This window comes from Sphingobium sp., assembly GCA_023266575.1.
Classification (GTDB): Bacteria; Pseudomonadota; Alphaproteobacteria; order Sphingomonadales; family Sphingomonadaceae; genus Sphingobium.
Window position 1 is genome coordinate 56,885 of the sequence record JAHFPV010000001.1, and the last position, 18,483, is coordinate 75,367.

At 66.0% G+C, this 18,483-nt stretch carries 18 protein-coding genes; 4 read left to right on the plus strand and 14 right to left on the minus strand.

Translation table 11 applies throughout. The features are described from left to right. Positions 1-13: 13 nt before the first annotated feature. Entirely contained in the window at positions 14-889 is an 876-nt protein-coding gene (locus Q0D44_RS00290; RefSeq protein WP_294130684.1) for a hypothetical protein, read from the plus strand. Here Q0D44_RS00290 and Q0D44_RS00295 read toward each other — a convergent pair. The 5 genes from Q0D44_RS00295 to hrpB all read right to left on the minus strand — a co-directional run bounded on the left by Q0D44_RS00295 (position 846) and on the right by hrpB (position 7,486). Beyond that, a complete protein-coding gene (locus Q0D44_RS00295) occupies positions 846-2,837 on the minus strand; it encodes an ATP-binding protein (RefSeq protein WP_294130687.1) in 1,992 nt (663 codons plus the stop codon). The two genes, Q0D44_RS00290 and Q0D44_RS00295, sit on opposite strands and share 44 nt — an antisense overlap. Positions 2,838-2,899: 62 nt before the next feature. After that, complete coding sequence (locus Q0D44_RS00300; protein WP_294130690.1) at positions 2,900-4,132, minus strand: aminotransferase class I/II-fold pyridoxal phosphate-dependent enzyme; 1,233 nt, start codon at positions 4,130-4,132, stop codon at positions 2,900-2,902. A gap of 111 nt (positions 4,133-4,243) precedes the next feature. Continuing rightward, positions 4,244-4,489 (minus strand): acyl carrier protein, encoded by a 246-nt coding sequence (locus Q0D44_RS00305; protein WP_119744390.1) that lies wholly within the window; start codon positions 4,487-4,489, stop codon positions 4,244-4,246. Between the two features lie 119 nt (positions 4,490-4,608). Beyond that, positions 4,609-4,887: an ETC complex I subunit gene (locus tag Q0D44_RS00310; protein WP_294130695.1), complete on the minus strand. Its 279-nt coding sequence runs from the start codon at positions 4,885-4,887 to the stop codon at positions 4,609-4,611. Between the two features lie 55 nt (positions 4,888-4,942). After that, positions 4,943-7,486 carry an ATP-dependent helicase HrpB gene (gene hrpB / locus Q0D44_RS00315; RefSeq protein ID WP_294130698.1) on the minus strand — a complete coding sequence of 848 codons (2,544 nt, stop codon included), beginning with the start codon at positions 7,484-7,486 and terminating at the stop codon, positions 4,943-4,945. 151 nt (positions 7,487-7,637) lie between these two features. On the opposite strand from hrpB, the gene Q0D44_RS00320 reads away from it, so the two are divergent. Continuing rightward, on the plus strand, positions 7,638-9,263 hold the full coding sequence (locus tag Q0D44_RS00320) for an ATP-binding protein (RefSeq protein ID WP_294130701.1): 1,626 nt from the start codon (positions 7,638-7,640) through the stop codon (positions 9,261-9,263). On the opposite strand, the gene Q0D44_RS00325 is transcribed toward Q0D44_RS00320, so the two are convergent. Together Q0D44_RS00325 and Q0D44_RS00330 are read right to left on the minus strand one after the other, a co-directional pair. Beyond that, positions 9,248-10,027, minus strand: a complete 780-nt coding sequence (locus tag Q0D44_RS00325) for a TSUP family transporter (protein ID WP_294130704.1) — start codon at positions 10,025-10,027, stop codon at positions 9,248-9,250. The two genes, Q0D44_RS00320 and Q0D44_RS00325, sit on opposite strands and share 16 nt — an antisense overlap. A 131-nt stretch (positions 10,028-10,158) precedes the next feature. Next, positions 10,159-11,187 carry a polyprenyl synthetase family protein gene (locus Q0D44_RS00330; RefSeq protein ID WP_119744386.1) on the minus strand — a complete coding sequence of 343 codons (1,029 nt, stop codon included), beginning with the start codon at positions 11,185-11,187 and terminating at the stop codon, positions 10,159-10,161. Between the two features lie 103 nt (positions 11,188-11,290). Here Q0D44_RS00330 and Q0D44_RS00335 point away from each other — a divergent pair, with 103 nt between their 5' ends. Next, positions 11,291-11,569: a chorismate mutase gene (locus Q0D44_RS00335; RefSeq protein ID WP_294130710.1), complete on the plus strand. Its 279-nt coding sequence runs from the start codon at positions 11,291-11,293 to the stop codon at positions 11,567-11,569. Here the strand turns inward: Q0D44_RS00335 and Q0D44_RS00340 are convergent. The 4 genes from Q0D44_RS00340 to Q0D44_RS00355 form a co-directional block, all read right to left on the minus strand. Next, complete coding sequence (locus tag Q0D44_RS00340) at positions 11,566-12,459, minus strand: DMT family transporter (protein WP_294130712.1); 894 nt, start codon at positions 12,457-12,459, stop codon at positions 11,566-11,568. The genes Q0D44_RS00335 and Q0D44_RS00340 overlap by 4 nt on opposite strands. Before the next feature lie 121 nt (positions 12,460-12,580). Then, a complete protein-coding gene (locus Q0D44_RS00345; RefSeq protein WP_294130714.1) occupies positions 12,581-13,228 on the minus strand; it encodes a heme exporter protein CcmB in 648 nt (215 codons plus the stop codon). Beyond that, positions 13,225-13,836 carry a heme ABC exporter ATP-binding protein CcmA gene (ccmA, locus tag Q0D44_RS00350; RefSeq protein ID WP_294130717.1) on the minus strand — a complete coding sequence of 204 codons (612 nt, stop codon included), beginning with the start codon at positions 13,834-13,836 and terminating at the stop codon, positions 13,225-13,227. The genes Q0D44_RS00345 and ccmA overlap by 4 nt, the downstream gene beginning before the upstream one ends. After that, positions 13,833-14,240: a metallopeptidase family protein gene (locus Q0D44_RS00355; protein WP_294130719.1), complete on the minus strand. Its 408-nt coding sequence runs from the start codon at positions 14,238-14,240 to the stop codon at positions 13,833-13,835. The genes ccmA and Q0D44_RS00355 overlap by 4 nt, the downstream gene beginning before the upstream one ends. 40 nt (positions 14,241-14,280) lie before the next feature. Between Q0D44_RS00355 and Q0D44_RS00360 the strand changes: the two genes are divergently transcribed. Then, on the plus strand, positions 14,281-14,568 hold the full coding sequence (locus Q0D44_RS00360) for a 4a-hydroxytetrahydrobiopterin dehydratase (protein ID WP_294130721.1): 288 nt from the start codon (positions 14,281-14,283) through the stop codon (positions 14,566-14,568). 203 nt (positions 14,569-14,771) lie between these two features. Here Q0D44_RS00360 and Q0D44_RS00365 read toward each other — a convergent pair whose 3' ends face one another. The 3 genes from Q0D44_RS00365 to Q0D44_RS00375 form a co-directional block, all read right to left on the minus strand. Continuing rightward, complete coding sequence (locus tag Q0D44_RS00365; protein ID WP_294130723.1) at positions 14,772-15,242, minus strand: hypothetical protein; 471 nt, start codon at positions 15,240-15,242, stop codon at positions 14,772-14,774. 29 nt (positions 15,243-15,271) lie between these two features. After that, the gene (locus Q0D44_RS00370; protein ID WP_294130729.1) at positions 15,272-17,605 is read right to left on the minus strand and encodes a patatin-like protein; all 2,334 of its coding nucleotides are present in this window, start codon (positions 17,603-17,605) and stop codon (positions 15,272-15,274) included. Between the two features lie 145 nt (positions 17,606-17,750). Beyond that, complete coding sequence (locus Q0D44_RS00375) at positions 17,751-18,449, minus strand: endonuclease/exonuclease/phosphatase family protein (protein ID WP_294130732.1); 699 nt, start codon at positions 18,447-18,449, stop codon at positions 17,751-17,753. Positions 18,450-18,483 lie beyond the last annotated feature (34 nt).

The window sequence follows — 18,483 nt, forward strand, 5'->3', positions numbered from 1 at the left end:
TAAGGGGAGCGCAATGTCCAGCCAACTCCTCCCCCTCGTCACCGCCGAACTTGCTACCCCCGCCGATGCGCGCGCGGCGGCGATGGCGGGTGCGCTGGCGGCGAAATATCCAGAGGCGGCGCGGGCGGTGCTATTTTACGGCTCGTGCCTGCGGGAGGCCAATCTCGACGGGCTGATGCTCGATTTCTACCTGATCGTGTCGGACTATCGCGCCGCTTATGGCAAAAGCTGGCTGGCGCGGGCCAATGCGCTGATCCCGCCCAATGTCTTTCCGTTCGAGCATCAGGGGCTGATCGCCAAATATGCGGTGCTGTCGGAGGCTGACTTTGCCCGGCTGTGCAGTCCGGCGGCAGATAATGTGTCGGTCTGGGCGCGCTTTGCGCAGCCGTCGCGGCTGCTTTGGGTCGCGGATGATAGCGCGCGGAAACTCGCCATTGCTGCCGTGGCGCAGGCTGCGCCGACTTTGCTGTCGCTGGCCCGGCCAATGGCGCAGGGTCAGGACGCCCTGTCCTTGTGGAAGCAGGGCTTCACCCTCACCTATGGGGCCGAATTACGCGCCGAGCGCAAGGGGCGGTCGCTCTCGATCGTGGATGCTGACCCGGATCGCTATCGCCGTTTCGGTGAGGCGGCGCTGGCCGACGGCCTGCCGCCGTCGCCCGATCAGGCCGCCCGGCGCTGGCATCAACTCCAGCGGCGCGGCAAGTGGCTGTCGGTGGTGCGGCTGGCCAAGGCGAGCTTCACCTATGCGGGCGGGATCGACTATCTGGCATGGAAGATCAATCGCCACGCCGGAACCGCGATCGTCATCAAGCCCTGGCAAAGGCGCTGGCCGCTGCTGGGCGCGCTCACTCTGCTGCCGCGACTGTTCCGCTCTGGGTCGATCCGCTAAGCGCGGTCGACAGCGCATTGGCCAGCGCCATCAGCGTATAGGGTTTGCGCAGCACTTCATGGCCGACAAAATCGGCGCTGGCGGTCGCGTCCCCGGCATAGCCGGTCACGAACAGCACCGGCAGATGGCGATATTGGGCGGGCAGCGCGCGGATCATTTCCGGGCCGGTGAGGTCGGGCATCAGCACGTCGCTCATGATCAGGCCAATGTCGCTGTTGTTGGCCAGCAGCTTGGCGGCCTTGGACGGATGATCGCAGGCGATGGGCAGGTGGCCCAGCTCCGCCAGCGCCGCGATCGTCTGGTTCAGCACACGCGGATCATCCTCCACCACCAATATGCGCGTGGGCGGATGGAGCGTTGCGACGCGCGCGGGTGATGCCGTATCGACCGCATCGTCCGCCGCGCTGCCCATGCGGCGGGGCAGATAGATATGGACGCTGGTGCCTTTGTCGGGTTCGGATTCGATGCGGATTTCGCCCTCGCACTGGCGCACGAAGCCGAAAATCTGGCTGAGGCCAAGGCCGGTGCCCTTGCCGACCGGCTTGGTGGTGAAGAAAGGTTCGAACACGCGGGCCAGCACTTCCGCGCTCATGCCGCAGCCATCGTCGGCGACGGTCAGCACGACATAATCGCCCGCCACGCAATCGCCCACTTCGCCCGCGGCCAGCACCGCCTGGCCGGTGCCGATGGTCAGCCGCCCGCGCCCGTCCATCGCGTCGCGCGCATTGACGCACAGGTTCAGGATCGCATTTTCCATCTGATGCTGATCGACGAAGATGCGCCAGCCCTGTGCCTTGGGTGCGAGGGCCACGATAATCTGGTCGCCGATGGTGCGGTCGATCAGGTCCGCCATGCCCGACACCAGCGCGTCGGGATCGACCGCGCTGGGCAGCAGAGGTTCGGACCGGGCAAAGGCGAGCAGGCGACGGGTGAGGGCGGAGGCGCGGTTGGCCCCCTCCATCGCATTGTCGAGATGGCGGGATGCTTCTGTCGGCTTCAAGCGGATATTGCGCTTGGCCAGTTCCAGTCCGCCGACAACAACGGCCAGCATATTGTTGAAATCATGGGCGATGCCACCGGTCAGCTGACCCACTGCGTCCATCTTGTGCATCTGGCGCAGATTTTCCTCCGCCGCCTCGCGTTCGATCGATTCCTGTTTCAGCCGTTCATAGGCGTCGGTCAGTTCAGCCGTCCGCGTGCGCACCGCAAGGTCCAGCCGGTCGGCGCGCTCGGCCTCCGCCTCCGCCAGCCGCCGGGCGTTGCGGCGGTCGCTATAGGCGACATGGGCGAACCAGGCGGCGAACAACACGCACACCAGCATCGCCAGCCCCAGCAGGCGCGATGTCTGCCCCATCCATTCGGTGCGATCTCCCGCCAGCGTCACCGCCAGGCTGCGTTCGCGCAGGCGCAGATTTTCCGCCTGGATCACCCGGTCGAGCAAAGCGGTGATGCGTTTGAGGTCGCGCGATGTCCCGGCCTCATGAAAGCGGCCCAGCGCGGCCATTTTCTGGTCATAGGTGGTGCGCAGCCCGATTTCGTTGAGCGTCTTGCCGCGCGCCATATAGGCATGTTGCAATGCCTCGACATTACCGCGCTGCCAGCCGGTGCCGCGCGTCGCATAGCCCAACGCCTTCAACTGCGCGCCAGCGGTGCGCCACTGGTCCTGAAACAGGCGGCCCGTATCCGGGTTCAGCCCGATGACATAGCGGGCCAGCGTCACTTCGGCGCGCGCGGTCTGGGCCTCGAACGCGCGGGCGAGGGCAATAATCTCGAAACTGCGCTGTTGTTCGGCCAGCGCCTGCTGATGTTCGCGCGACGCGTTGCTGGCACTATAGAGCAAGGCGCCGAGCGACCCGACCAGCAGAATGCCGAGCAGGAACGGCAACAGGCGTCGTATCGCCACGCGCCAGCCCCTTTCATGATCGTCCATGGTGTCGCTGTCCGCCATCACTCGTCACACTAGCCGAATAAGGATAGCAGCGAAACGATCGCGATCAATGGCGCACCGGGTCAGGCGATTGCGCCGGTCGCTTTGCCTGCGACCTCGAACATGCCGATAATCTGTTCGACCTGTTCGTCGCTATGGTCCGCGCAGAGCGAGCAACGCAGCAGGAAGGTGCCGGCCGGGGTCGCGGGCGGGCGGGCCATGTTGACGTAGAGGCCCAGTTCCAGCAGCGTCTGCCAGATCGCAACCGCCTGGGCCTGATCGGTCAGGATCACCGCGATGATCGCCGATTGCGGCGTCTTGGTCCCCAAGGTGAAGCCAAGATCGGTCAGTCCCTGATGCAGGCGACGGCTGTTCTTCCACAGATGGGCGCGCTTTTCGCCTGCGTGCATCAGCTTGCGGATGCTGGTCGCGGCGGTCGCGACCACGCTGGGCGGCAGCGAGGCGGTGAACACATAGGGTCGGCAGACCAGGCGCATGATTTCGAACTTGGGATGGTTGGAGACGCAGAAGCCGCCGACCGTGCCGACCGATTTGGAGAAGGTGCCGACGACGAAGTCGACGTCCTTCTCGACGCCCTGCTCCTCATAGACGCCGCGACCATTGGGACCGAAAAAGCCCATGCCATGGGCTTCATCGACCAGGATCATGCAATTCTGATGCTTGCGCACCGCCGCCACCATATCGGGCAGGGGAGCGATGTCGCCCAGCATCGAATAGACGCCTTCCAGCACGACCAGCTTGAGCGCGTCGGCGGGCAGGCGGCCAAGGCGCTTGTCCAGATCCTCGACGCTATTGTGGCGGAAGCGGACGATTTCCGCGTCACCCAGGAAGCAGCCATCATAGATGGAGGCATGGCTGTCGGCGTCCAGCACGACATAGTCGCCGCGCCCGGCCAGCGTTGAAATCACGCCCAGATTGGCCTGATAGCCGGTCGAAAAGACCATGGCCGACGATGTGCCGTAAAATTCCTTGAGCGCATCCTCGACTTCGCGATGGCCCTGATAGGTGCCGTTGAGGACGCGGCTGCCGGTGGTGCCAGCGCCAAATTCGTCCAGCGCCTTCTTGCCCGCCGCCACCACATCGGGGTCGAAGGTCATGCCCATATAATTATAGGTGCCGAGCAGGATCGTTTCCTTGCCCTTGATGATCGCGCGGGTTGGCGAGAGCACCTGATCCATCACGATCGAGAAGGGATCGCGCACACCCGTGTCCAGCAGCGCCTGACGCTCGGCGATCAGGGGATCGAATTTGGACAATAGGTCGCGGGTTTCGGCGGCGATGGCGGTGTCGGTCATATCTCTTCTGTCTTTCCCAATTCGTCATGCCGGACCTGATCCGGCATCCAGGGCTCCATGCGGAGTGCCTGGCGCACTGGACCCCGGATCAAGTCCGGGGTGACGACAATCTCAGGCGGCCTTCAGCTTCGCGACGGCATCCACCAGCTGGCCGATCGTCTCGATCTCGGCCTGCATGTTCATGGTGATCAGGATATCGAATTCATCCTCGATCGCAGCGACGAAATCCATCACGGTCAGGCTGTCCCATTCCAGATCGCCTGCAAAGGTGGTGGTTTCGGTCAGCGCGACGCCCTTTTTGTTGAAGGGGGCAACCTGCGCAGTGACGCTGTCGAAAATTTCGGTGCGATCCGTCATCTTTTGCTTCTGTCTTTCCGTAAAGCACGGCTTTTGCCGCCTCGGCCTGCCCTATGGCAAGGGAATAAGGCGGCAATCGGGCAGCATCGCGCCCGAATTTGCGCGGTGCTTTTGCGCCTTTACCGGAAATTGTCGGCGTAGGCCTGCAATTTCAGCGTCTTGGGCGGGGTCGCGATGACGGTATAGGCCACGCCCTGCTTTTGCGCATAGGCAATGGCGGCCTCCTGCGAGGGGAAGCTGAGCTTGAGCTGCTGCTGCGTGTCGCCAGAGCCAGCCCAGCCGGTCAGGGGATCGGCCTGCTTGGCTTCGGCAGGCACATATTCCAGCACCCATTTATGGGTCAGCGCCTTGCCCGATTGCAGGGCGTTCTTCTGGATCTGGTAAATGCGCGCGCTCATCGCGAAAGACTCCGGTAAATCGTCATGCTGCGTTGCACCAGCGTCCGGCGTGAAGTCAAGAGCGGGTGCGGGCATCGGCGCGCTTGGTGCGCAGCGTGGGCGGCGCGGCGGTCGGATCGTCGGGCCAGGGATGACGGGGATAGCGGCCGCGCATTTCCTTGGCGACATCGCGCCAGTTGCCCGCCCAGAAGCCGGGCAGGTCGCGCGTCGTCTGGATCGGGCGGCCAGCGGGCGAGGTGAGCGAGAGGATGAGCGGGATGCGCGCGCTGCCAACGGTCGGATGCTCGGCCAGGCCATAGAGCGCCTGCACCCGCAATTCGACGCGCGGGCCGCCATCGGCCATATAGTCGATCGCGTGGCTACTGCCTGCGGGGGATCGGAAATCGGGCGGGGCGAGCCGGTCCACCTGCTGCTTGCCATCCCAGCCGATCAGCCCGTCCAGCACGCCCGACAGTTGCGACCGGTCTATGTCGGACAGGCGGCGCTTGCCCGCCAGCAAAGGCGGGAGCCAGTCGTCGAGGCTGGCCATCAATGCTGCGTCGGACAGCGCCTCGACCCCGGCGAAATCGGCGCGCATCCGCAGCGATTGGGCGGCCTCCGACCAGGGGAGCAGGTCCAGTCCGCCCTGCCGTACCCCGTCCAGCAGCGCCGCGACCACTGCCGCCGGATCGGGCCGGTCGTCGGAGCCGGACGACAGGCGCACCGCGCCCAGCCGCCGTTCCCGCAGCGCCTCTATCCCGCCATTGGCGGGTCGGAAGCGGACGGTGCGGCTGGTCATGATCCGGTCGGGGAACAGCGCCAGCACGTCGGCTTCGCTGATCGGCGCGGCGGACAATATGCGTGCGCCCGCCGCGCTGCCCTGCACCTCGCCCACGGCCAGCCATTCTTCGCGCGCTAGGGGTGAGAGGGGGTCAAGCCGGAAGCCGCGCCCGCCCACGCTCGCCCAGTCCGCGCCATCGGCGGAGCGGCGCTTGGATACGCGATCGGGGAAGGCGAGGGCGAGGCAGAGGCCGGTCGCTTCCGTAGCGCTGACTGTCCCCCTCCCGCTTGCGGGAGGGGCTAGGGGAGGGCGTGTCGCTAGATTAGCTGTTACAGACCCTCCCCCGACCCCTCCCGCAAGCGGGAGGGGAGCAAGACGGTCGGGCGTCGCCACCAGTCTCGCCCACCGTTTCGCCAGCGTGCGGCCTGCGTCCGCGCGTTTGCCGCTTTCGCGCCGCCAGCGTTGCAGGCGCAGGGTGAGGTCGGTGTCCTGCCCGCCAATGCCGCGCTCACCCAGCAGCACGGCGATTTCGGCGGCGGTCTGGGCCAGACCCATTTCGCCCGCCCGCACCAGCATATGGGCGATGCGGGGGCTGAGCGGCAGTTTGGCCAGCGCCTTGCCATGCGGGGTGATGCGCCCGTCGCTATCCAGCGCCTCCAGCGCCGTCAGCCGGGTGCGCGCCTCCGCCACCGCCGCAGCGGGCGGCGGGTCCAGCCAGCGCAGCGTCGCCGGATCGCTCACCCCCCACAAAGCGCAGTCGAGCAGCAGGCTGGAGAGGTCGCTTTCCAAAATCTCCGGTGGATCGAAGGGTGGCATTCCCGCGCTGGCGGCTGCCTCCCACAGGCGATAGGCGACGCCGGGCCGCTGGCGGGCGGCCCGGCCCGCGCGCTGGGTCGCCGAAGCCTGACTGGCGCGTTCGGTGACCAGCCGGGTGACGCCCGCCGCCCGATCATAGCGGGGGCGCCGCGCCAGCCCGCTATCGACCACGATCCGCACCCCGTCGATCGTCAGACTGGTTTCGGCAATGCTGGTCGCCAATATGATCTTGCGCGCGCCCGACCGCGATGGCCTGATCGCGGCGCGCTGGGCCGCCGGGTCGAGCGATCCGTGGAGCAGATGGACCTCATAGGGACCGCCTTCGATCCGTTCCGCCGTCCGCTCAATCTCGCGCACGCCAGGCAGGAAGGCGAGCAGGTCGCCCTCTGCTTCCTCGCTGATGGCGCGGCGGATGGCGGCGGCCATCTCATCCTCGATTCTGCGTTCGGCATTGCGACCGATATGGCGCAGTTCGAGCGGCTGGATGCGGCCTTCGCTCTCAATCACCGGCGCGTCGCCCAGCAAGGCGGCGAAGCGCGCTCCATCCAGCGTTGCCGACATCGGCACGATGCGCAGGTCGGGGCGCAATCCCTCCTGCGCGTCGAGTGCTAGGGCGAGGCCGAAGTCGCTGTCCAGGCTGCGCTCATGGACTTCGTCGAACAGCACTGCCGACACCCCGGCAAGTTCCGGGTCGTCCTGAATCCGCCGCACGAATATGCCCTCGGTCAGGACCAGCAGCCGGGTGCGCGCGGACATCTTGCTGTCCATCCGGGTGGCATAGCCGACCGTGCCGCCCGGCTGCTCACCCAGCATTTCGGCAATCCGCTCGGCAGCGGCGCGCGCGGCAAGGCGACGGGGGGAGAGCAGCAATATCTGACCGCTGCACCATGGCTCGTCCAGCAGGGCGGGCGCGACCGCTGTCGTCTTGCCAGCCCCAGGCGGCGCGACCAGCACGGCGTTGCTGCCGGTGCGCAGCGCGGCAAGCAGGTCCGGCAGGACGGCGTGGATGGGCAGGGCGGTCATCGCCTTCCCTCTCGCGCCAATCCCGCCAAACCGCAAGCGGAACGAAAAATGCACGGCCATGGGAAAGAATCGCCATTCCAGGCGTTCGCGCGGCAGGCAGGCATTCCAACCCCTGCGCCACCAAATGGAAGATCAGGGGGACAATCGGGGTATGTCGGCATTTACAGAAGATGCGGAACGCTATCGCACGCTGTTTGAAACGATGGACGAAGGCTTTTGCATCATCGAATTTTTCGATGGACCGCACGGACCGTTAAGCGACTACATCCATATCGAGGCGAATGCCGCCTATGAACGCAATGCCGGCATCCCCAATGTTGTTGGCCAGAAATTGCGTGAAATGGTGCCGGACGAGGCCGATGGCTGGGTCGAGCTTTATGGCCGCGTATTGCACACGGGCGAACCGATCCGCTTCCAGCGCGAACTGGTCGCGACCGGCCGCTATCTCGACATCTCCTCCTTCCGCGTTGGCGCGTTCGAGGACAAGCAGGTCGCGGTCCTGTTCAAGGATGTGACCGACCGCATCCGCATCGAAAACGAACTCCGCCAACTCAACGAAACGCTGGAGGCGCGGATTGCGCAGGCGCTGGCCGAGCAGGAGGAGGCTGAAGCCGCCCTGCGACAGGCGCAGAAGATGGAGGCAGTGGGCCAGCTGACCGGCGGCCTTGCGCATGATTTCAACAATTTGCTGGCCGGCATTTCCGGCGCGTTCGAGATGATCGGGCTGCGGCTGGCCGAAGGGCGCACGGCGGATGTCGAACGCTATCTGGCCGCCGGGCAGGGCGCGACCCGCCGCGCCGCTGCGTTAACCCATCGCCTGCTCGCCTTCTCCCGCCGCCAGACGCTGACCCCGAAGCCGACCGTCATCAACCGGCTGTTCACCGATTTTACCGAACTGGTACGCCGCACCGTCGGACCGCAGATCGAGGTGCAGACGATCGCGGCGGGCGGGCTGTGGCCTGCGCTGGTCGATGCCAACCAGCTGGAAAATGCGCTGCTCAACCTGTGCATCAATGCGCGCGACGCCATGCCGGACGGGGGCAAGATCACGATCGAGACCGCCAATCGCTGGCTGGACGATCGCACTGCGCGCGACCATGGGCTGACGCCCGGCCAATATGTGACGGTGTGCGTCAGCGATACCGGGACCGGCATCGACAAGGCGATCCTGGACCGGGTGTTCGATCCCTTCTTCACCACCAAGCCGATGGGGCAGGGGACCGGGCTTGGCCTGTCGATGGTCTATGGTTTTGCCCGGCAGAGCCACGGCCATGTCCGCATCTATTCCGAGATAGGGCAGGGAACGATGGTATGCGTCTATCTGCCCCGCCATCGCGGTGAGGAGGATGAAGAGGCACCCGTCGCCCCGGACGCCACAGTCGAGGCGGAAGCGGGCGAAACCGTACTGGTTATCGACGACGAACCATCGGTCCGCATGTTGATGGTCGATGCCCTGACCGATCTGGGCTATGCCTGCGTCGAGGCGGGCGACGGTCCGTCGGGCCTTAAAATCCTGGAATCGCGGACGCGGGTGGACCTGCTGGTCACCGATGTTGGCCTGCCGGGCGGGCTGAACGGGCGGCAGGTGGCGGATGCCGCGCGGGCGCTGCGGCCCGACCTGCGGATATTGTTCGTGACCGGCTATGCCGAAAATGCGGTGCTGAACCACGGCCATATCGAACATGGCATGGAAGTGCTGACCAAGCCCTTCGCGGTCGAAGAATTGCGCCGCCGGGTGGCTGGGCTGCTCCAGCCGGACGATCAGCCGAACAGATAGATGTGGATCGGATTTTTCGGGTCGATCAGCATCTTGGCGGTCAGCGCCAGCGACATGATGATCAGCAGCGGCTTGATCAGCCGGGAGCCGAACCGCATGGCAAGGTGCGATCCGACCTGCCCGCCAATGACGCTGCCGATTGCCATGGTGAGACCCGCGACCCACAGCACATGGCCGCCCGCGACCATGGTGAGCAGGCCCGCGACATTGCTGGCGAAATTGGCGGCCTTGGTCTGGGCAGTGGCGCGCAGGATGGAGAGGCCGCCGAGCGCCAGGAAGATGGTCGTGTAGAAAGCGCCGGCACCGGGACCGAAAAAGCCGTCGTAAAAGCCGATGACGCCGATCAGGCCGCTTAGCGCAGCAATGCCGACGCGCGCGTGCCGGTCGGCCTCGCCCAGCTTGGGCGAGAAAGTGAAATAGGCGGCGATGGTGATGAGCAGGGCAGGCATCAGCCCGGCCAGGATCGACGGATCGACCCGTTGAAGCAGCCAGGCGCCACCGACCGATCCGATAAAGGCGGCGATCACCGGCCCCTTGTAGGTTTTCAGGTCCATATGCCCGCGCCGGGCATAGGCGAGGCAGGCGCCGAAGGTGCCGAAACAGCTTTGCAACTTGTTGGTCGCGACCGCCTGCACCGGCGGGATGCCCGCGGCCATCAGCGCTGGCAGGGTGATCAGGCCACCCCCGCCCGCCATCGCGTCGATACAGCCCGCCATCAATGCGGCGGCCATCAGGAAGGCGAGGGTTTCGGGGGTCAGGATCATGGGTGCTTTGGCCCGCCATCTCATCCCGTTCGGGCTGAGCCTGTCGAAGCCTTGTACTTTCTAAGAACGACCCTTCGACGAGCTTAGGGTGAACGGCGTTTATTGGTCAGACGAAACGCAGACCCAAATCCTCAATAAGCGCGGATCGTCGCGAATTCGACCGCTTCAGTGAGCGCGGCCTTGGCCTTGCCATTATCGAACATGCCGAGCGCGTCGATTGCGCGCTGGCCGTAGTGGCGGGCGCGGGCGAGCGTGTCGGCGATCGCGCCGGTGCGGCGCAGCAGGGCAGTGGCGTGGGCCAGATCGTCGTCGCCAATCTTGTGGCCGGCAATCGCGGCCTTCCAGAAGGCGCGATCCTCATCACTGCCACGGGCATAGGCGAGGATGACGGGCAGCGTCACCTTGCCATCACGGAAATCGTCGCCCGCATCCTTGCCCATGGTCGCGCCGTCCGATTCATAGTCGATCGCGTCGTCGATCAGCTGGAAGGCGATGCCGAGGTTGCGGCCATAGACGTCGAGCGCCTGTTCTTCCCGCTCGTCCCGGTCGGCGACCACGGCGGAGATTCGGCAGGCGGCGGCGAACAGCGCAGCGGTCTTGGCACCGATAATGTCGAGATACTGGTCCTCGCTGGTGTCGATCTTGCGCTGAGCGGTCAGCTGGTTGACTTCGCCCTCCGCGATGACAGCCGACGCATTCGCCAGGATTTTGAGGACTTTGAGCGACTCGGCCTCGACCATCAGCTCAAACGAGCGGGAGAAGAGGAAGTCACCCACCAGCACGCTGGCGCTGTTGCCCCAGATGATGTTGGCGGTCTTGCGGCCCCGGCGCAGGCCGGATCCATCGACGACATCGTCGTGCAGCAGCGTGGCGGTGTGGATGAATTCGACCGCGGCGGCCAGCTTGTAATGGCGCGACCCGGCATAACCGACCAGATCGGCGCAGGCCAATGTCAGCATCGGCCGCAGCCTCTTGCCCCCGCCCGCGATCAGATGGCCGGCCAGTTCGGGGATCAGCGGGATGCGCGACTGCATCCGGTCCAGAATCACGGCATTGACCTGGTTCATGCCGTCGGCGACCAGGTTCATGATGGGGGCCAGCGACGGCGCGCTCTTGGCGCGGCCGATGGGGTGGACGTTACCGGGGGCGGGTGCTGTCATGACCTGCGTCCCTTGGCGGGGCAAAATGCAGATGGCAAGCGGGAATAGCTTGCCTGAAAGGCCATATGGCGCAAAAAGCGCGCCGACTGAGCGGAGGACGGACGTGACCGACACATTGCAGCGCTATCGCGAGAGCATCGACAATATCGACGCGGCGCTGGTGTTCATGCTGGCCGAGCGGTTCAAGATAACCCAGGCAGTGGGCGAATATAAGGCGACCCACGCGCTGCCCCCCGCCGATCCGGGGCGCGAGGAGCGGCAGGTCGCGCGGCTACGCCAGCTGGCGCTCGACGCCAATCTGGACCCGGATTTCACCGAAAAATTCCTGCGCTTCATCATTGATGAGGTGATCCGCCACCATGAAAGGTTGCGGGAGGGTTAGGCCGGTTCGGTCAGGTCGGCTTTTTTCGCCGGGGCCGATCGACCGAGCAATACGCCGCCCAGCGCCAGCGCAAAGCCGATCAGCTGTATCGGGCCAAGCCGTTCGCCAAAGAGCAGCCAGGCCTCGATCGCGGCCAGCGGCGGCACGAGCAGCAGCAGCATCGACATGGCGGTCGGCCCCTGATGCCGCACCAGCCAGACGAGCAGGCTGAGACCAGCAGCTGACAGGACAAGCACCGACCAGCCGAGCGCCGCCCACAGCAGAGGATCATTGTCCCAGCGCCATTCGCCCACGATCAGCGTCGCGGCGATCGCGACCAGTGCGCCGCCGATATTCTGGACGCCGCCCGACACCAGGATCGGATCGCCCGCGAGTCCCCCGCGCTGGATCAGCGTGCCGCCGGTCATGGCGATGATCGCGACGATGCCCGCTATGGCGAGCACGACCGTGATCGAGCCGGTGCCGGTGCGGGCGATGGCAGGCAGCAGGACGCAGGTGACGCCCATGATCGCGATGGCCAGCCCCGCCCAGGTGCGGCGCGGCAGCCGGTCGCCTAGCAGGACGACGCTGGCGACAGCGACCATCAGCGGCTGGAGCGACCCTAGCAGCGCCATCACGCCTGCGGGCATCCCTCGGCTGACCGCCCACCAGCTGACCGTCAGATAGACGCCATGCAGCATCGCGCCGGCGACCAGATGCAGGGCCAGCCTGCGCCCGCGCGGGAAGCCTTGTCGCGCAAACAGCGCCGCGCAGCACAGCAGCAGCGCGACTAGCGAGAGGCGTATCGCCAGCACCAGTTCGGGCGCACCATGCGGCACTACTGCGCGGGCGACGATGAAGCCGGTGGACCAGATCAGGACGAACAGGGCGGAGGCGGCAAAAGCAAGCATGGCCGCGGCTTTGGCGCAGGCGCAACGCGATGTCGAGTGGCGGAAGGGATAGGGAGGTGCGGCTCTTGGCTCCCCTCCCGCAGGCGGGAGGGGCTGGGGGTGGGCCAGCGCGACCTTCGTGTTACTCCCGCCCTGCCCGTATCGCCGCGCCACCGGCAAAAGGCGTGATTGCGACCAGCAACAGCGAGGCGGCGGCGAGAAATTTGAGCGCTGCGCCGCTGCCATCGCCCAGCGTGCCTGCGCCAAAGATCAGCAGCGGCACCGCCAGCGGCAAAGCCAGTAACCCCGCCAGCGCGCCGCTCGACCGCAGGCCTGCGGTCAGCGTTGCAACCAGCAGGCCGAGCGCCGCCAGCGCCGGGGTGCCGACCAGCAGGCCCGCCTCCAGCATCCATATCGTGTCGCCATCCAGCTTCAGCAGCGCGGCGGCGGGCAGGGTGGCGATCATCAGCGGCGGGCCAAAGCCCAGCCAATGGGCGATCAGCCGGGCCAGCACGACCATTTCATCGCTTATGCCGCGCAGCGCCATCTGGTCCAGCACGCCCGCGTCCCGATCCGGCGCGATCAGCCGGTCGACCGGCAACAGGCTGGCGAGCAGCGCGGCGATCCACAGCATGCCGCCACCGGTACGGCGCAGCAGGCTGAGGTCCGGCCCGACCGCGAAGGGATAGAGGCTGGCGACCAGCAGCAGGAAGGCGACCGGCAGCCACAGGCCTGATGATCGCCAGGCCGCACCCAGATCGCGCGAGGCGAGCAGCCAGAGCATCCTCATGCGTCCCACTCCGCTGGATCGGGCAGATGGTCGGAAAGCGACAGGATGACCGGCGTGCCGAGCGGCAGCGGCTGGTGCGACGCGGTCACAACGATGCCGCCGCCCGCCAGATGCGCGGAAACGGCCGCGCCCAGCAATACCAGCGAGGCGGTATCAAGCCCATTGCCCGGCTCGTCCAGCAGCCAGATCGGCGCGCCGCTGGCGATCACCCGCGCCAGCATCGCCCGCTTGCGCTGCCCGGTCGAGAGCATCCGCACCGGCACATCGGTGAGCGGGGTAAGTGCCATCGCATCGAGCGCTGCTGCGACCGCGCCGTCCGCACTGTCGTCCAGTCGCGCCCAGAAATCGAGCGCGCGGGCGAGCGGCAATTCGCTGTCGAGCGCCAGCCGCTCATCGGCCAGCGCGACCGCGCCAGTGCGCTCGATCGTACCGGAAAAGGCGGGGAGCAACCCGGCGCATAGGCGCAACAGGCTGGACTTGCCGACGCCATTGGGGCCGGTCAGCAATGCGCTGGCGCCCGCATTCATTGTCAGGTTGACGCCCCGGAACAGCATCCGGCCGCCGCGCAGGCAGGCGACATCGGACAGATGCAGCCCCGCCCCGTTCATGGCGCGACCATATCCTCCAGCACATGCATGTCGAGGTCGGACAGGCCGAAATGATGGCCGATTTCATGGACGACGACATGGGTGATCAGCGCATCCAGCGGCACGCCCGTCTCCACCCATTCGTCGAGCAAAGGGCGGCGGAACAAATGGACGGTGGGCGGCGCGTCCCCTGTCTGCGCCTCCTGCCCGACGGGGCGACCAGTGTAGAGGCCGGTTAGGCCGAACGGGTCGTCAATCTCCATGTCTTTTAAGGTCTGCGCGTCGGCAAATTCCTCCACGAACAGGACGACATTGTGGAGATGGTCGGTGAAAGGGGCGGGAAGGCGCGCGAGTGCTTCGAGCGCCAGCGCCTCAATATCCTGCGCGGTGGGAGCGAAGCGGGGCGGTTGACCGTTGTGCGACATGGCTGCCACATAGGCGAAACTATTTTCAGAGGATAGGGACATGATCGAGAAGCTGAGCGATGAGGCGCGCGCGCTGGCGCTGGCTAAGCTGCCCGAATGGACGGTTGTAGCCGACCCGGACGGCATATCGCGCCGCTTTACCTTCCCCGATTTCGTCGCGGCGTTCGGCTTCATGACGCGGGTGGCGATAGTCGCGGAGAAAGCGGACCATCATCCTGAGTGGAGCAATGTGTATAACCGGGTGGACATGGTTCTGACCACCCATGATGCGGGCGGGCTGTCGCAACGGGACATTGATCTGGCCCATCAGGTGGAGGGGTTGTTGTAATATGCATCCTCCCCTTGAAGGGGATCGTTGCGAAATTCCCTGTTCATAGATTTTTACGTCATCCCCGCGCAGGCGGGGATCCATCTCCGAACCTGAAATCACGGCGATAAGGCGGGAGATGGATTCCCGCCTGCGCGGGAATGACGAAGCCTTATAGGTTTATCGAGTTTCGCCATGATCCCCTTGCAGGGGAGGATTTAGAGCTACTCTTCCTCCCGCCCCTCGATGCGGTCCTCATAGCTGTGCAGCGCGGCGGTGACGGCGGGGTCGGTGGCGTAGCGGCGGCGGAGCATGGCCAGGGTCGCGTCGGACCCGTGGCACAGTTCCGCGACATTTTCCTCGATATAGGCGCGGCGTTCCGCGTCATAGGGTTCCTCGCCCCGGAAATGGTCACAACTGTCGCGCGCGACCATGAACTGGGTCACTTCGCGCGGGAAAGGGTCTGCGCTGGCGGCGACGTCGGACGGGGGCAGGTCAAGCGAATGCCAGGGCGCGGGTTGGGCGCGGACGGTGACCACGGGACCGGCTTTGGGGGTCGGACTGACCACCGGTTCGGGCTGCGGCGCGACGGGCGCGGGGGTAGCCACCATGGCTGCGGGCTTGGCAGGGCTGGCATCGGCCTGCGCGACCTGCGGCGACGGGTCCCCACAGCCCGCGACGAGCGCCAGCATCATGCCTATCGGAACCAGCCTTAACCGCCTGCTCACCCGATTTCCTCCCGCAAGCTGGCGATCAGGTCCGCGACATGGGGTAGCCGCGACTCTTCTTCGTCCAGGATCGCCAGAAAAGCCGCCCGCCTATAGTCGCGCAGCGCGTCGGGGGAAAGGCGGCTTGCGGCGGGCATGGCGGAAATCACGATGTCCAGCAGCCGCTCGACCCCGTGCAGGCGGCCCCACAAATAGTCATTCTCCCGATAGACCCTGCTAAAGAAAGCCCCGAAATTATTGAATTCTATGCCTTTGAGCGTGGCGGCCGCTCCGCCGGGCCGGATCGCGGAGCAATCTTCGGGCGAAATCCGGTCGACCTTCACCGGATCATATTCGTCCATAGTGTCACCCTGAAGCAACGGTAGGGTGGCGATGTCGTAGAAGGGAAAGCCCAGATAGGCGAGCAGCATGGACCGGCGGCCTGCCTTGGGAAGCGCAGCGAAGGCTTCGGCCAGGATCAGGTCCGCGCCATCGTCCCGCGCCCGCAGGTCACGGTCCTGCGCCACCGCCTCCAGCGCGGCGGCGGCGTCGCCCGCCACGGTGCGCGCGGCGGCCAGCACCGTGGCGCCGTGGAAATCGCTCTCCTCGCACGCGGCATAGAGGGCCAGCGCGCGGTAGATCGCGTCATGCATGGCCAGCACGGCCTCATCCTCCGCCGCGCCGTCGCTTTCCAACGTGTCGGCCAGATGCCGCGCCAGAAAGCGCAGCCGGCGGATGCGGAAGGCCAGATCATGGGTGCGGAAGAAGGTGACGGGGGCGGAACCTGACCCGCCGCTGTCGTTCAACTGGTCCGCGCCATCCTTGCGCACCTGCGCCCAGATCGCCGTGCGGTAGGTTTCGCGCAGCATCCGGCTGTCCTCCCCCGACAGGCGGAACAAGAGGGTGGCGAGCGATTCCACGATCCCCGACAGTTTCAGATGACCATAAGCGGGGAAGGCAAAACCCGCAGAACTGGCCGCCCGCTGCTGCGCCTTGGCGCGCCAGGCCGACAGGCGGGCAGGGGTGGGCCGGTCAAGGAACAGCATCCCGCCAATCGCCCCTTCCACCTCCGCCTCGATACCGGGGCGCAGCGCGTTCAGGATGCGGCGCATCCGGCGGATCCGCGCGGAATGGCGGTCGATCGCCTCCAGATTGTCACGGATCGGCTGTTCGCGCGGAATGTCGCTCAAAGCGCCGAAAATGGTGCGGAAGAAGCCGGGCAGCGGCGCGTCCTCGCCGGTCGGCACCGCGACCTGATCACCATGGCGGTTCAACTGGATGGTGCGGTGGCCGGGCTTGGGATCGATATAGACGAAGCGCCGGTCAACCTCCCGCCGTGACGGTCGGTTACGCAGCGCGCCGATCGCCTGCGCGAAAGGAGCGTTGGCCAGCACCGAACCGTCGATCAGCACCGCATCCTCCGCCGTGCCGCGCGCCCAGTGGCGGGGCAAAGCGCGGGCGAGAAAGGCGTCGCGTGTCGGCCAGACGCGATGACGGCGCTTCAACACCCGGTCCAGTTCGCGCACGGTGAAGGGCGGGAAAGCGCCGGGGAAGCTGGCGGTCGCACGCGCGGCGAATACCAGTTCGGCGGTGTCGGCGAAGCTGCGCGTCCCCCGCCCCCGCGCTCGGAAGCCGATCGACAGGCGATGCTCGGTCTCGATCACCTGCGGCGGGCTGTTGAGGGTCAGGCTTTGCGGATGGCCTTCAAAATCGGTGACGGTGACGAACAGGTCGAGCGGATGACCGTCGGGCAGCAGCACCGGGCCGCGTTCGCTGGCCGCCATCGCATCGAAGGCGTCGAGAATCAGGGTGGTGAAAATCTCCCCGCCAAAGGGCGGCTCGAACCAGCGCGAGCGGATGAAGCGGGACAGTTTCATCCGCACTTCCTCACGCGTTTCCGGGGCAACGGTGCGCTCCACCGCGTCGCCCGGTCGTCGCGCCGCCATCCAGACGAGCGGCGTCGCCCAGAACTTCGTGAGCGCGCGGGCGGGGCGGGCGTCGGGGTCGAGCAGGCTGTCGACATCGGCATTGTCGAGCCACAGATCGGTCAGTGGTTCGAGCGACTGGCCGGTCTCGATCGCCTGCGCCAGAAAAATGCCGTTGATCCCGCCAGCGCTGGCCCCGGCGATAATGTCCGGCAGCACCCGCAGTCGCACGCCGCTGGCGGCTTCCATGTCTGCCAGCAATTTGTGATAAATCGCCTCGCTGCCCGTGGTCGGCGGCACGCCATCATGGAAGGCGCGACTGGCACGCGCTAACCGCCACACCTCCTTGGTGATGCCATGCATGTAGATCGCCAGGCTGATGCCGCCATAGCAGACCAGACCGAGCCTGAGTTCCCTCTCCTTCATGCAAGGAGATTCGCAGAGGGCAGGGCTATTGTCGAGAGCAACCAACCAAATTCCGTTCGCCCTGAGCCTGTCGAAGGGGCGCCCTTCTTCGCGAAGAAGGGCAGGGCTTCGACAGGCTCAGCCCGAACGGGGAGAGGGAGTTCATTCAGCCAACCGTCAAATCGGCCCAGATCGGCAGATGGTCCGACGCCTTGCGCGACGAAGCGCTGTCATGCACGCCGCAGTCGGTCAGCGTCAGGCGGGCGCAATGCATGATCCGGTCGAGGCTGGCGACGGGACGGCGGGCATGGAAACTGCGGCCGCAGGGTGCGAAGCTGTAATGATGGGCAAAGTCGGCCAGACAGCCGCGATTGGCGCTCCATTCGTTTAGGTCGCCCATCAGGATGGTGGGCATCGCATCGCCCTGCGCCGCCGCGTGGATCACCGCTGCGGCCTGTCGCCGCCGCCACAGGCCCGACAGGTCCAGATGCATCCCGAACACGCGCAGCGACACGCCATTGAGCGTCACTTGCGCCATGGTCGCGCCGCGCGGTTCCAGATAGGGCAGGTGCAGCACATCGCTCATGTCGATCTGCGCGGCCTTGCGCACCAGCAGCGCATTGCCGTGCCAGCCCATCGAATCGATCTGCACATTGAGCGGCACGGGTTTATAATCGCTCAGTCGCTCCATCAGCGCGGGCGGGATCGCGGCAGAGCGCACGCCAAAACGGCGGTCGGCCTCCTGCAGGGCGACAATGTCCGCATCCACCTCGCTTAATACCTCCAGCACCCGTTCGGGCATCCGTCGCCGGTCGGTGCCGATGGCCTTGCGGATATTGTAGCTGGCAACGCGGATTCTTCTCATCGCCGCTTCAATGCCTGAGCCGTGGCGATGTTTC

Coding starts and splice junctions, on each gene's coding strand:
- Q0D44_RS00305 (WP_119744390.1), bottom strand. CDS start 4,489: ATGACGGATCGCACCGAAATTTTCGACAGCGTCACTGCGCAGGTTGCC.
- Q0D44_RS00320 (WP_294130701.1), top strand. CDS start 7,638: ATGTCGGCATTTACAGAAGATGCGGAACGCTATCGCACGCTGTTTGAA.
- Q0D44_RS00295 (WP_294130687.1), bottom strand. CDS start 2,837: ATGGCGGACAGCGACACCATGGACGATCATGAAAGGGGCTGGCGCGTG.
- Q0D44_RS00345 (WP_294130714.1), bottom strand. CDS start 13,228: ATGAGGATGCTCTGGCTGCTCGCCTCGCGCGATCTGGGTGCGGCCTGG.
- Q0D44_RS00360 (WP_294130721.1), top strand. CDS start 14,281: ATGATCGAGAAGCTGAGCGATGAGGCGCGCGCGCTGGCGCTGGCTAAG.
- Q0D44_RS00300 (WP_294130690.1), bottom strand. CDS start 4,132: ATGACCGACACCGCCATCGCCGCCGAAACCCGCGACCTATTGTCCAAA.
- Q0D44_RS00325 (WP_294130704.1), bottom strand. CDS start 10,027: ATGATCCTGACCCCCGAAACCCTCGCCTTCCTGATGGCCGCCGCATTG.
- Q0D44_RS00310 (WP_294130695.1), bottom strand. CDS start 4,887: ATGAGCGCGCGCATTTACCAGATCCAGAAGAACGCCCTGCAATCGGGC.
- Q0D44_RS00365 (WP_294130723.1), bottom strand. CDS start 15,242: ATGATGCTGGCGCTCGTCGCGGGCTGTGGGGACCCGTCGCCGCAGGTC.
- Q0D44_RS00375 (WP_294130732.1), bottom strand. CDS start 18,449: ATGAGAAGAATCCGCGTTGCCAGCTACAATATCCGCAAGGCCATCGGC.
- Q0D44_RS00370 (WP_294130729.1), bottom strand. CDS start 17,605: ATGAAGGAGAGGGAACTCAGGCTCGGTCTGGTCTGCTATGGCGGCATC.
- Q0D44_RS00340 (WP_294130712.1), bottom strand. CDS start 12,459: ATGCTTGCTTTTGCCGCCTCCGCCCTGTTCGTCCTGATCTGGTCCACC.
- hrpB (WP_294130698.1), bottom strand. CDS start 7,486: ATGACCGCCCTGCCCATCCACGCCGTCCTGCCGGACCTGCTTGCCGCG.
- Q0D44_RS00330 (WP_119744386.1), bottom strand. CDS start 11,187: ATGACAGCACCCGCCCCCGGTAACGTCCACCCCATCGGCCGCGCCAAG.
- Q0D44_RS00290 (WP_294130684.1), top strand. CDS start 14: ATGTCCAGCCAACTCCTCCCCCTCGTCACCGCCGAACTTGCTACCCCC.
- ccmA (WP_294130717.1), bottom strand. CDS start 13,836: ATGAACGGGGCGGGGCTGCATCTGTCCGATGTCGCCTGCCTGCGCGGC.
- Q0D44_RS00355 (WP_294130719.1), bottom strand. CDS start 14,240: ATGTCGCACAACGGTCAACCGCCCCGCTTCGCTCCCACCGCGCAGGAT.